Annotated in this window: 13 protein-coding genes; all 13 read right to left on the reverse strand. The window is 49.9% G+C overall.

Going from position 1 to position 13,123, the window contains the following annotated elements; all coding sequences use genetic code 11:
- Positions 1-12: 12 nt before the first annotated feature.
- Positions 13-903, reverse strand: coding sequence for an AAA family ATPase (locus tag E6Q52_RS06315; RefSeq protein ID WP_292819931.1), 891 nt, complete (start codon positions 901-903; stop codon positions 13-15).
- A 12-nt stretch (positions 904-915) separates the two neighbouring features.
- A complete protein-coding gene (mshL, locus tag E6Q52_RS06320) occupies positions 916-2,685 on the reverse strand; it encodes a pilus (MSHA type) biogenesis protein MshL (RefSeq protein ID WP_292819934.1) in 1,770 nt (589 codons plus the stop codon).
- 63 nt (positions 2,686-2,748) lie between these two features.
- Positions 2,749-3,174, reverse strand: a complete 426-nt coding sequence (locus E6Q52_RS06325) for a hypothetical protein (RefSeq protein WP_292819936.1) — start codon at positions 3,172-3,174, stop codon at positions 2,749-2,751.
- Between the two features lies 1 nt (position 3,175).
- Entirely contained in the window at positions 3,176-3,895 is a 720-nt protein-coding gene (gene gspM, locus E6Q52_RS06330) for a type II secretion system protein GspM (protein WP_292819938.1), read from the reverse strand.
- 2 nt (positions 3,896-3,897) lie between these two features.
- On the reverse strand, positions 3,898-4,752 hold the full coding sequence (locus E6Q52_RS06335; protein ID WP_292819941.1) for a PilN domain-containing protein: 855 nt from the start codon (positions 4,750-4,752) through the stop codon (positions 3,898-3,900).
- Positions 4,749-5,687 carry a hypothetical protein gene (locus E6Q52_RS06340; RefSeq protein WP_292819944.1) on the reverse strand — a complete coding sequence of 313 codons (939 nt, stop codon included), beginning with the start codon at positions 5,685-5,687 and terminating at the stop codon, positions 4,749-4,751. The genes E6Q52_RS06335 and E6Q52_RS06340 overlap by 4 nt, the downstream gene beginning before the upstream one ends.
- Positions 5,688-5,964: 277 nt before the next feature.
- Positions 5,965-8,955, reverse strand: coding sequence for a DUF6701 domain-containing protein (locus E6Q52_RS06345; RefSeq protein ID WP_292819946.1), 2,991 nt, complete (start codon positions 8,953-8,955; stop codon positions 5,965-5,967).
- Positions 8,956-8,967: 12 nt separating this feature from the next.
- The gene (locus tag E6Q52_RS06350) at positions 8,968-9,438 is read right to left on the reverse strand and encodes a hypothetical protein (RefSeq protein WP_292819949.1); all 471 of its coding nucleotides are present in this window, start codon (positions 9,436-9,438) and stop codon (positions 8,968-8,970) included.
- Positions 9,435-10,178 (reverse strand): prepilin-type N-terminal cleavage/methylation domain-containing protein, encoded by a 744-nt coding sequence (locus E6Q52_RS06355; protein ID WP_292819951.1) that lies wholly within the window; start codon positions 10,176-10,178, stop codon positions 9,435-9,437. The genes E6Q52_RS06350 and E6Q52_RS06355 overlap by 4 nt, the downstream gene beginning before the upstream one ends.
- 16 nt (positions 10,179-10,194) lie before the next feature.
- Positions 10,195-10,815, reverse strand: a complete 621-nt coding sequence (locus E6Q52_RS06360) for a type II secretion system protein (RefSeq protein ID WP_292819954.1) — start codon at positions 10,813-10,815, stop codon at positions 10,195-10,197.
- Between the two features lie 33 nt (positions 10,816-10,848).
- A complete protein-coding gene (locus tag E6Q52_RS06365; protein ID WP_292819957.1) occupies positions 10,849-11,352 on the reverse strand; it encodes a prepilin-type N-terminal cleavage/methylation domain-containing protein in 504 nt (167 codons plus the stop codon).
- Entirely contained in the window at positions 11,321-11,719 is a 399-nt protein-coding gene (locus tag E6Q52_RS06370) for a Tfp pilus assembly protein FimT/FimU (protein WP_292819960.1), read from the reverse strand. Before E6Q52_RS06370 ends, E6Q52_RS06365 begins: the two co-directional genes overlap by 32 nt.
- Positions 11,720-11,899: 180 nt before the next feature.
- Entirely contained in the window at positions 11,900-13,114 is a 1,215-nt protein-coding gene (locus E6Q52_RS06375) for a type II secretion system F family protein (RefSeq protein WP_292819963.1), read from the reverse strand.
- Positions 13,115-13,123 lie beyond the last annotated feature (9 nt).

Raw genomic sequence — 13,123 nt, forward strand, 5'->3', positions numbered from 1 at the left:
CCCAATATTTAACTAGCGGCCCAGACCAGCCAGCGCCGTATGCAGCGTCAGCCACCATTTAAAGCCATGCTCCAACCAGCGATGCTGTGCCTTGACGCTGGCCTGGGTGTCCATAATGGCCGCCCTGACATCCTCTGCCGATACGCCTTGCTGGCCACGGCCAAACGCTGACAACAACGATTTATGCGCCAAGATATTCAGCAAGCGCGGAATACCGTTAGCATAGCGGTAGAGCAAACGCAGGCTGGCAGGCGTAAAAATCATGCCCCCCTGATAACCGGCAATATGCATGCGATGATTCAGATAAAAACCTAATTCCGACCATTGCAGGCCTTTGAGGTGATACTCAAAACCGATGCGCTGGCGCAATTGGCGGATAGACGGATGATTAATACGCTCTTCGAGTTCCGGCTGGCCAAAAATGACCACCTGGATCAGTTTGCGCTTTTCGGTCTCAAGGTTACTCAACAGGCGCAGGGCTTCCAGTGTTTCCAGTGGCATCGCCTGTACTTCGTCCAGACACACCACCACATGCCGCCCCTCGTCCGCAAAAGTGAGTAGCTTGCGATTCAGCGCATCAATCATGTCGTGATGGGTAAAGTCTGGCTTGAAAGCCACGCCAAATTCGGTGGCCAGGGTCATCAACAAGGCGTGCGGGTCTAAATAAGGGTTAGGAATGAAAACCACCTTACAATCAGGCTCTAGCGCCTTGAGCAGACGGCGGCACAACAAGGTTTTACCGGTGCCGACCTCACCGGTAATCTTCACGAAGCCTTCGCCAGACTGAATCGCAATCAACAAGGTATTCAGCGCCTCTTGCAGGCTACGCGTGGCGTAATAAAAACTGGTATCCGGGGTGATGGTAAACGGATATTCCTTCAACCCAAAATGTTGCAGGTACATGCCCGCTCGCTCCTAAAAACTGCTATCGCTCTTCAGCTTCTCAACCCTGTCCTGGCTATCGAGCATGTCTTGCGCCCAGCTCTCGCCACTGCGCACCACGGTAGATTTCAGCAAAATCACCAGCTCAGTTTTAACACTGGCCAAGTCTTTCTGACGGAACAGGCCGCCCAGGAATTTCACATCGCCTAAGCCTGGTACTTTGGTGCGTGTATTGTCTACGGTTTCAGACATCAGCCCGCCAATCGCAATCACACTACCATCTTTGGTACGCACAATACTATCAGTCTCATTAATATTAGAAGACGCGGTTGGAATGGTATACGTACCGCCGTTCGCACTGGATAAGGTCACCGTTCTATTGACTTGCGTCACATCGCTAATGAATGGATGCACGTGCAAGGTGATATTGTCGTCTTTATCAATCTGCGGCGTCACATCGAGTGAGATCCCTGAAAAATAAGGTTGCAGCTGAATATCCGGTGTCACAATCGCGCCGCCAGTGGTGGTGGTCACATTGGTTTTCACATTGGTCACATAAAACGCGTCATTACCAACTTTAAGCACGGCTTTCTGGTTGTTGATGGTCGCAATGCGTGGGCTGGAAAGCACTTCTACATTGCCCTGCGTTTCGAGAAAGTTAAGCAATGCCGAGAAACCTTTACCCTGCACGGCCAGTGCAAACATCGAGCCGCCCAAAGAGGTCACTGCGTTATTAGTTAATGCACCCGGCTCGGTCGTAGTCACAACGCCATTGGTCAAATCACCGGTTTCACTCAGCGAAGCATTGCCATTGATGTTACCAAACGTGACATCACGGCCACGCGTATGGCGAGCAGCCGCCCAGTTAATCCCCTGTTGCGAGTTTCTGTTCAGCTGCACTTTAATGATTTTGGCTTCGAGAATCACCTGACGATCTACCGTGACCTGCATCAGGCTCAAAAACTTTTCAACCTGGCGGATTTCTTTCGGCATGGCTTTCACCATGATCAGGCCAGACTGGGCATTGATAATGACTTTACGGCCACTTTCTTCGCCAATCAGACTGCTCAGCGAGGCGGCAATTTCTTCCCAAAAATCATTATTGGTCCGCATGCTGACGTCTGAAGCATACACTTGCAGATTAGACGCACCAGAATTACCTACTGCCCCCGTACCAGTGCCTGTCCCTGTGCCGGTTGACCCGTTCATGGCTGCCGCTTGGCCTGCCACACCTGCCGCGCCACCGGCACCTGAGCCACTAGCCGTACCAGAGGTTACGCGGGTGGCCGAGGTGCCTTTACGCGCACCGGTAATATAGTTGACTTGAAACACACGGGTTTGAATCGTTTGCGGCTCCACAAAAATCTGCTTGCCGTTCATTTTGTATTCGTAGCCATACAAATCACGCAAGGCATTGAGGGCTTCAAACAAGGTCACATCCCGCAAGTTAATTGAAATATCCCCTTTAAGTTCAGGGCTCAATGCAATGCTGTAAGGGCTGCCGGAGACAATGCCCATCAGCACTTGTGCCGCAGGCGCTTTGTTCACCACCAGGTCAAACCTGGGCTCAACACGCTTGGCGAGTGCTTTGGGTGGCTCAATTTTAAGCGGCTCGAACAACTCATCAGTGATCTCTTTGGGAGGAGGCGATACCTGTGTTTGCGCCTTGGCCGCCGCAGTTGCCAATTCGTTCTGAATTTTAGGATTAATTGATGTATTGGTCGGCGCAAACGGGTTGCTGGTACACCCCGCCAACCCGGCACCGATCATCATCACACCCAAGGTATTCACTAAAGTTTTCATAGCAGTCTCTCTATTGATGTTCGCTTGCTGCCTCACTGCGTGAGCCGGCAAGTGTTTGTCACTTTATTTATCAATCGTTATTTTTTCAGTCTTTTTTGACTGATGTTTTACTCTTTTTGGCGCGCTTGCCTTTTTTGGGCCTCGCTCCGCAGTCACTGGCGTCATCACATTGCTCAGGCCCATGGTCAGCACTTTTTTCTCACCGAGCTTGCTGACAAACAAGGCTTTCTGATGTGTGACCGAGATTAATTTAAAGTCCTCGTAATAACCGCCCACGGGCACCATTTGTCCGTTGACCACCGCAAAGCCGTTTTTACCGTTATCCTGGATCGCCGACAGCTCCCAGGCTTTTTCTAGCTGCGCCTCGCCGTGTGGCAAATACGCCATCACAGACACTGGCGGCCGGGTCGGGTCGACCATGCCATCGGCCATCACTCCCTGGGCGTGCACCAGGCCGGTTGCTAATACTGCTGTTATTAAGCTGCGCATGCTAAATCCCCAACCATGCATTTTCACCACTCAAGGTATACACCTGCACTGTCAATTCACTTTCCGGATACTCGGCTTTTAATTCCGCCGTTTCCCAGGCAAGTTTCTGGCCAATCGCCTTTAACGATTGTGCATAAGCCATCAAGGCAAAATATTTGCCTTTGAGACGCACTTTGACCGCATGCTGGTAGACATGCGGCACATTCTTCCACACCTCTTCAGCACTGGCTTGCGACGTGCTGGCAGCTTCGGCAGGGGCGGCTGACTGCAGCAACTTTCTTTGCTTTTCGATAAAGTCGACAACCGGTAACGATTGCATTTCTACCACTTGCACATCGGCATGCTGTTGCAACAGTTTTTTCAAAAACGCCACCATGTCTTGTGGTGAGACCATATAAGAAGACACTTGCACCAAGTCGGCAGCCTGGCTGTTGATTTTGTGGTTGGTCTCGTCTATTTCATGCTGAAACGCGTTGCTGGCCGGTTGCGGTGCAGCTTGCGCGGCAATGTTGGTCATCTGCTCAGTGAGACTGGTCGTATCATTCTGAATTTTGAGGACTTCTTGCTGGGTCGCGGCCAGTTGCACGCGTTGCGGCTCTAGCAGAAAAGTATCCAGCAAGCCCACGACAGCAAACAATCCGGCGCCAAAAATCATCCAGCGTTCGCGCTTGGAGAGCCCTTGCCACTTATCCACCATTGTTTGTAATTGTTCAAATTGCATGCTTATTCTTTCCGAGGCTGCGCGGCTGGTGATGTCTGCGTGGTGCCACGCACAAAGGCATCCCAAGTCACCGTATTGAGCAATTTGGCTGTCGCTTGCACGTCCTGACCTTTGACCTCAAACGCGTAGACTTTCAGGCTGGTCGCAGCAGGACTGGCCACAGGGTTTGCCGGAGTGGCTGCGGCTACCGCACTTGCAGGACTGGCTGGATTGTCAGCACTAGGTTTACCAGACAGCACAGGCTCGCTTGCAGCAGCAATAGGCGCTGGCGTCGCCGGGGCGGCAGGCGCAGCAGCTGGATTCGCATGTAACTCGACTTGTTTAAACTGAATGCCAGAAAATTGCGTGCCTTCAAACACGCGTTGGGCAGATAACATATCCAGATAGAGTGGAATATCTTCTGACTGCAATGCCTGCCCGCTCAGAGACAAGTGTTGTGAACCCGGCTCGATTCTAAATCCGGTCAACCACAAGCCCGGTTGCTGCTGTGCTGTCAACGCACGCATATAATCAATCAGGTGATAAGCCGAGACTGACAATGACTGCTGGAAGATCGCCAGAATCTGTGACTGCATCTCAAAACGGGCTTTGAGGTTTTTCAGCGTCGCTTCTAACTGTGTGTTATCAATCGGTGTCGCACGCTGGGCAAACTCATTGACCTTTTTCTGCATGGCTTCGTACTGGGCCATGGCCTGGTTACGCTGCACTTGCAACTGGGCGTTTTCCGCCTGCAGGCCGGTAAACAAGTAAACCATCACGGCTGCGGCCAGCACATAAATGCCAGCCACCACCGGCAGACTAAACCAGTCTCTGGATTTAACCAGCCCACCTTCAAACAGGTTAATCTGCTGACTCATGCGGCCATCTCCTGACGCAAGGCAGCGCCTAAAGCAGGCAATAACATGGCTTGTTTTTCCAGGCTGGAGAAATCCTGATCGGCAGGCAATTCGACAATATCTTCAAGATTAAAGACATTCACTGGCACATAGAGGCTGGCACTCAAACCACTGACCAGATAATCACGATTGGACACTGGCGACACCACCAGACGATTCAGGCTCAAATAAGGAAACTGACGATCGAAGCTATCTAACGAGCGCTGTAACTCCAGCACCAGCTTGTCAAAGTTACTTTTAAACAGATCACCACGATCGTTCAAAAAATCGCGATCCAGCTCAATCAGGCGCGCATGGTACAACTCACCTTTGGCGGTAAATGTCAGCAAACGTCCGCGCGGCAAAATGCTGAGCATCACCAGCGCCCGGTCTTCATGCTCCAGCAAATGCGCAATATTGCGCTGCACCAGCGCATGCACATCGACCGACTTCACGTTAAACCCGGCCTCGGATAATTGATTGCCGACCGCAGACACCACCGCTTTTTTGGCACAGATGGCTAACATTAATGGCTGGCGATTGGCATAGGCCTGGTCAACCGGTATATCGATGCCGTCAACCACCGCTTGCTCTACCGAATAATCCAGCAGGCCTTTCAACTTCCAGCGCAAGGCAGGTTTAATCTCTGCATCCGGCATGTTGGGCTTATCAATTTGTACAATATTGTATTGATCCACATTTAAAACCAGATTGCAGGGAGAGGTCTTCAGGTCATTTTTGGTCACAAAGTGACGCAATATGGACGTTGCATGTAAGGGCACCTGCTCAACTGCGGCCAATGAGACGACCGGCTTGGACCCTTCGGATGGTGGCATCAAAGCGACAGTACTCACATGCATATCAGTGATACTGACACCCACTTGCTGTTTGTTCTTTTGTCGTTTAAACCATTCCATAGGGGCGCATCTGTCTTTCTAAATAATTTTTTTATTTAAAATCAAAGCATAACAAAGACAACTTCAAGCTTTATCGGAGATTAGTATACACAAAAAATCTCCCCGGTGAAGCCATCACCCACTGCGCCAAATCACTGATATTTAACACGTTGCCTGAATACCACTTTGTTAACTCTTTATAGTTCATTTTAATAAGAGCAACTTTAGTGCCTGCTATGCTGCTTTAAAGCGAGGATAAAAAGAACAAAACCACCTGATTTAGGTGGTTTTGTTTGCGCTAGAAATTTTCTCGCATGTAGATAATCGGCGCCTTGTAGATGCCGAAGGTAGCACGGCCTACGGGATCTGTGCCGCCAAACCATGGGATCGAACCATTGGTAGCCGAAGATGCCGTCGCACTGGTACATGTCATTTCTCCGCCAGCGGCAGCAGCAAGGTTAACCTCTAAATCGACACTACCGGTATTGGGCGTGCCCCCTGTGACGCCAGGGGCGCTTAAACGCGCTCTCAGCACCCCAGCAGTCATGGGCGAACTCACTGTGAGTTGGGTTTCACAAGCGTTTAAATTGCCCTTGTAGTTCTTCATGACAATGGTTGACTGCGCAATAGATGTGCAGCTGTCATTCACATTTCTGACGTAGCCGATGCCGTTCCAGTACTGCGCCTCAATTGGCACTGAGAGCGGTAACAACTCTGAGCCATGTGCAGATGTGACGGCTAGACGCCCAAACCTGAACCCGGGATAGGCTGAGCCAGACGCAGGTACAAACACATCTGCTCTGGTTGAGTTTATGGTCACCCCACTGTCATTAACGCTAGGCTGTGCGGAAATTTTTACCGTTTGTGGGGCAACTGCAGTATTTGGGCGGGTGATCTTATGTGCTGCCCGAACATTTGCAATGCCTGCACCCCAAGTGCCAGTGGGACTTTGACTGCTTGCAGTTAACGTTGCCCCATTGGTCAATGCTTGATTATTACTTGCCGACTTTGCCTCAAAGGAATAATTGGTCCAAGTTGAGAGATTAAATAAAGCGTAATCTCCTGTGTAATATTGTGTGGTGACGTCAGCTGAATTTTTTGCTTCCAAAACGAATGGTGTAATCAATCCAGGGTCTTGGTCAAAGTAGGTAAATGTGCCGCAACCATCTGTATAGGTACTGCCTGCCGTCACCTTAAAATGATCGGGGATAAAGCGGCCAATATAACTACTCACAGCCGTGTTGCCGAACTTGCAGCCGAAGCGTTTGGGCGTGCCAACACCATTATTTTCAAATGAATTGTCGCAATCACCATTCGCAATATCGACTGTCGCATAAGTGTCATCGTAAACGCCCTGCACCTGGAATCTGAAATGCCCAACTTCTGAATAGGTAAACGTTGAGCCCGAACTCACGCCCAGCGTTGCCGCAGCAAAGCTACCTCCAACTTGTCCAACAGAGGTGATTCCAGCATGCGTATCCAGCTTACCACTATCCACTTTAGGCGTTCCGGTATAGGTGGGCTCGTTGGTTGATACCGTGACACTAAAGTTATCGGTACCCGCTCTGCGCACAGGAGTCGATGTATTGCTCGGTGATAACTGCTGCGGACTGACACTGGTTACCGTCAAGGAGGCTGGACGGATTGCAAAATTATCAGAGGAGCATCCAGTTTTAAGCAAAGCGATGTCAGTGACCTTACACCTCAAGTTCGGGTGAGGTCGCGTAATATCGGCTACAGAAAAAGTCACTTTTTTGCGTCCATTATCTGATGCAGCAAATGCCACCTGCTTCGTTGCGATAATCGTTGAACCGCAACTTCCCGAATCATCAGAGACTAAACTGACGTTTAAGCCTAATGTTGAGTTATAGCCAGTCGATTGTGCGCCATTTGCCAGCAAAGCGACCACATCCACATCAAAACTGGCGCCGATCGCTTTGGTATATAGCGGATTGCGTGCCGAAGGGTTGCTAGTGCGATTATTATAAGTCAGCGTATTTTCCATACATTCAAACGTATTGACGCAAGGGGTATTGGTAAATGTAAAGCTGCAACTCTGCGCGTTTGTGGTTGTGTTGTAGCATTTGACGCCACTGAGTGGCGTTTTAGTCAGTCCACTGACACCCAAGGTATAGGTTGCTGCCGCACTGCCTTGCATCGTGACCGTTGCAATAGACTGATTTGTACCCAGTGTAAATGGATCAGGGCTTTCAGTGACAGTCGGGGTCGTCGGTGCAAAGGTCAGGCTGCCTGTTAGCTCACCAGAGCTAACCAGTTGATTGTCCGGGCAAGGCACGGCTGAAGACAGGCACGCCAGCACTTTAACCTCTGTAGGACACAAGGTCGCACTGCCAGCATGGCGAATTTCAAAATGATCATAATCTGGCACAAAGGTCGATCCGACCACAAAGTCATAGCTGAAAGTGTAGACACCTGGCGCGGTAAAGTCATACTCAATCGCCACCCCGGTATCTTGATAAGTGGTCGTGATGGTATCGCCAAGACTACCTGTTTTGCTGATGGCACAAGATGGTGGATTGGTTGACGTGCTCCAAAAGTCGCTCCAGAAACCAACACAATAATGGTCAAATTTACCGCTACGCTCGCGGAATGATTCAACCACGTCGAGGTTGGCCGGGAGAGAATTGCTGGAAGGACAGTTGCCATTAGTCAATGGGTATGTCCCAATCACTCTTTTGCCGTTGGTATCGGTATATCGCACCCCACACCCCCTGTCGTCGCCACCCAAATAAGTATCGACCGCATGGTAATAGCGGATTGGGTTACTACTACTGACCGTTGCTGTAAGCGGAATAGTCACGGTGACCTCAGCAGTCACATAATCAAGCGGATAAGTATATTTCCAAGCAATAGAAACTCTAGGCGTGCTCAATGATGCCGAGGTTAAAACTAGGCTGGATGTGCTGGACTGGGTGACGCCCTGAGAAATGTTACTCGGCTGCTCGGAAGTAATGCTGTCACTGTTATATGCGGTCGCGGATGCATAGGCAAAGTGGTTCAAGCCATACATTCTATTGTTGTAGCGAATGTAAACGCCATTGTCCAGCAGGTTGTTGTCCGGGTATGCGCCCGGGTTATACAGTTGCCCTCCACCCAATCGCTTGACCTGCATTTGCGTTGTATCAGAGATACTGATCTGCAAACCATTACTGGCATTGGTGCCACCATTTTTGTTGAGCTGTCTCACCTCGGCATGCACGTTGCCAAAGAAGATGATCATCGCGACATAAAGTAAATTGATTAATACATTTTTAATCAATCTGTTCATAATAAATTCCTGTTAATTACACTCTTCTGCCACCGTGCCTGGAGGGGCGCCAGGATCCAAGTATAAGCATCGACTCAGTGTGACAGCGATTTGTCGCTCTATACGATCTTGTGCACCTACCGCGCCTATCGAGGCCGTGGAGGTAATGCTATACATGCCAATATCTTGTGTATTGCCTTTGTCTTTTGGTACGGTTCGGTTGCATGTTAACAACACAGTAAAGTTATTAATCGTGAGTGTCGTTGGCGAGGCGATACAGCTCTGCATGGAAACCGAGCCGGGTGACAGCACCTGATAAGCCGCCCACTCCACGCCCGCTCTGGCGGCCAAATAGGCATTGGCACCTTGCACATCCTGTATCGTGCCCATTTGCGCGAGCAACGACAACCGCATGGCATACCCTACCAGTGCAGCCAACGTCACCAGTAAAAATATTGCCACAGGCAACATAAAACCCTTTGCGCGATAAGCAATGCTTTTCATGGCGAGTTCACCACATTAATCAAGTTCACCAATCTTGCCACACCACCATTTTTAGCAAGCGTCAATTGCGCAGTGACGACACTGGAATGCTGCATGACGCCGGGCGTGTAGGTAAAGCTACAATCGGTCACATCCTCAGCCACCACATTGGCCGTCAGGCCATTAAAGTTAGGCGCCAGACCGGCGGAGATATCAACATTTGAATACATGACCAAACGACGATTAGGCAGATCGCAGGCATAGATCACGGCGGTATTCACCACATAAAAACGGCCACCTGGTGACGCGAAGGGGAAAAGTGCGCCGGTAAAAGTGACCGAGCTCGCGTTTGCACTCACTGGCCGGATATTGCTCCCCTCATACACATCAGCCCCCGCAATGCCCATGTTATAAATCACCAATTTGTCACCGGCATCTACATTTACCATCGGCCCTAACACATCTAATGTGAGGCTGCCTGCATCGAAATCTTCTTGCTGATAACGGCCCCCTGCTTTAATTGGCACAAACTGCACGTAACTGCCAGAGCCACCCGGCACCCATACACTATTAGGCAATGCATTGCGGATATCCCGCGACATGCGGCGCAAGGAAATATCAGCGCGATCAGCCAGCTCGTAATAAGCTTCTGAGTTCACATAGGCAAGGACAGAGTTTTTAATAAAACTGACGGAGATACCGCCCAAAATAGCCATGACGACAATCACAATCACCAGCTCCACCAAGGTGAAACCAGACATCGCCAAGCGAGGCTGCTTAAATTTTCGGCGCATAGCGAACCTTAAACCCCGTCAGGCGAATCACTGTGTTGGCTGGCCCGTTCACGGTGACGATGATTTGCAACACAGCATCGGCAGGCAATCCGGCAAAAGGACCGGCACCGCCCGCTTGAGCTATGGCAACGGAGGCAGAATAGGCATTTAACCCAGCCAGTGCCGTCGCATCCCCAATACGGCAGATCCCCGCACAGCCACCGCCGGGCATGGTAAAGCCGCTGTAATCAGCCACGTTATCAAAAGGATTAGCAGCGCCGTAACGGCTCTCACCTGCCGGGCTAGGGCCTGCTAAGTTAGCTTGTGAGGTCGCGCAGTCAGCCGCGCTATTGGCGGTTGAGGCGTTGGGATCATCCGGGTCACAAAAGGTAAAAGGCATTTGCTGGATTTCTTGCATCAGCGATTCAGCAATCGCGATGGCCTGTTTGCGCGCGAGCGGGTCAGCGGAGTGTCCACTCATAAACGCCAGCGCGCCAATCACCCCGGCAATGGCAGTGGTCACAATGACAATAAACACAACCATTTCAACCAGCGAAAAACCGTGATGGTTTTTTTTGCTGGGTGGTATGTGTGTATTATTTTTGTGATTATGTTGTTTGCCCATATGCGTCACCGGGTCAATGACTAGGTGGTTTGTTTAGTGGATGTAGCCAGTGTTTGCCTCGACATTAATAGTGACTATCTGAGCATTATTTTTTCTATTTGTGACGGTATAACGTGTACCCACATCAGGGACGGCACGCCCAAGCCCATCAAACCCCAAGCCCGGATTTAATGAGACGACATCCACATTTGTAGAACTTGTGAACACATAAGCCCCAGCAGTCTCAGGGCTGATCACAGGTTGGTTGCAGGCTGCGTCAAAGCACAACCTGACCACATCTGGGATCGCATCCGTGTGAAGAACAAACACATTTTTTCGCTGCGCAATCGCCGTTTTTTGCGCATAGCGCAGCGTAGACGAAAGTAAACCCGCGTCACCGCGGGTTTCGAAAATATCGCCATTGGCGAATCTGGGGGCGGCGACGGTGACAAGAACGCCCATCACCGCAATGACTACCACAAGCTCAACGAGGGTAAATCCTTTCATAAAGCGATTGTGTGTGTAGTTAACATCCACCCACTGTTGCTTTACCATCATTAGGATTGTACGTCACCGTGCAAGTAGAGTCGGTTCTCACGAACGTACCTGGCGTTGCATTATCGTTAAAGCCAGCAGTATCTTGCAACGCAGCTTTAATTCCTGCTGCCGTTGGCCATCCAGCTGCGCCCACTTCAACAGGAACAGTATCCATAGTAATTTGTGTGCCTACACTACCTCCTGCGATCCAAGACGCGCGCGCAAGATTAGATGCGGAAACAATAGACCCTGCCAACCCGTTTGCAGCAGCTTTTTGGGCGCTTGCTTGCACATTCACAAATCTTGGCAACGCTGTCGCTGCCAAAATACCCAATACTGCAATTACTACTACCAATTCAACCAATGTAAAACCAGCTTGTTTTTTCATTACTCAAACTCCTAATCAAAATTCCCTACCGTTATCATCACAGTGGCAGGTTATAACTGCGTTAATTTACCATTAGCAAAAGATGTGCCAGACAATTTTGGTCCATCTTCTCAACCCTTATCTAGACACATCAAACTAAGCATAAACAATAAAACGACACTCCATTAAAGCCCACTACCATTAACCACCCTTTAGCATCACAGAACTCATGTCCCATATTGGCAAAAACACGCCCAAAGCTAATACAAGAACTAAGACGCCTAAAAAAACAATCAAAATAGGTTCGATTTGTGCGCCCAATGTCTTAACGTCATATTCGACGTCAGCTTGATACATATCGGCCACTTCTTGCATTAAATCATCCAGCGAACCAGATTCTTCGCCCACAGCAATCATCTGCAATACCAGCGGATTAAACACACCAGTTTGTGTGGCAGTTCTTAAAATGGTCTCACCGCGCTCAATGCCAGCAGACATACTCAGAATCTTAGCTCCGAGGTAATCATTCTCAACCGTCTGCGAAACCAGACGCAAAGCCGAAAGAATCGGCAAACCGCTACGCGTAGACAACGCAAAGGTGCGCGCAAACCTGGCCATGGTGCCTTTAAAAATAATTTTGCCCGCAATGGGGATGCGCATCTTGTAACGATCCCATTGAGCACGCCCAACCTCTGTACTTGTGTAAGATTTGAACATCCAAACCGCACCTACAATCATGCCAATCAGCACAAACCAGTAGTTGCGCATAAAACTTGAGAAGGCAATCAGTAATTGCGTAATGAATGGCAAATCGGTATGCATGCTGGCAAACACTTTTTCAAACTGTGGAATCACCATGACATTAATCACAACAATCGCAATCGCCATCGCGATGAGTACGAAAGTGGGATATTGCAATGCAGACTTGATTTGGCCGCGCATAAAGCGCTCAAATTCGATATGTTCTGCCAACCGTAAAAAAATATTATCAAGATTACCGGTGCCTTCACCGACACGGATCATGCTGATATAAAAGCTATCAAATACTTTAGGGTGTTCAGTCATGGCCACTGACAGTTCGCGGCCTGAGTCCAAACTCACGCGTAACTGACCGACCACTTGTGCCAGCTTGGCATTACCTACCGAGCTTTGAATGCCTGCCAGGGCGCGCATAATCGGGATACCGGCTTTGAGCAGGGTGTACATCTGCTTGCTGAATAACATCACATCCAAGCTGGTGACTTTTTCCTCAAACAGATTAAAGGCGACTGCGCCCGCAGCTTTTTGCTTGATTTCAATCGGGGTAATTTTAGAGAGGATGAGCGCCGCACCCAAGGCGTCGAGGTCCGCTGCCTCCTGCACGCCGCTGACCATCATGCCATCGTCGGTACGTCCTTTATATTCAAACATTGGCATAGGCGTGAC

The organism is Methylophilus sp. (assembly GCF_008015755.1).
Classification (GTDB): Bacteria; Pseudomonadota; Gammaproteobacteria; order Burkholderiales; family Methylophilaceae; genus Methylophilus.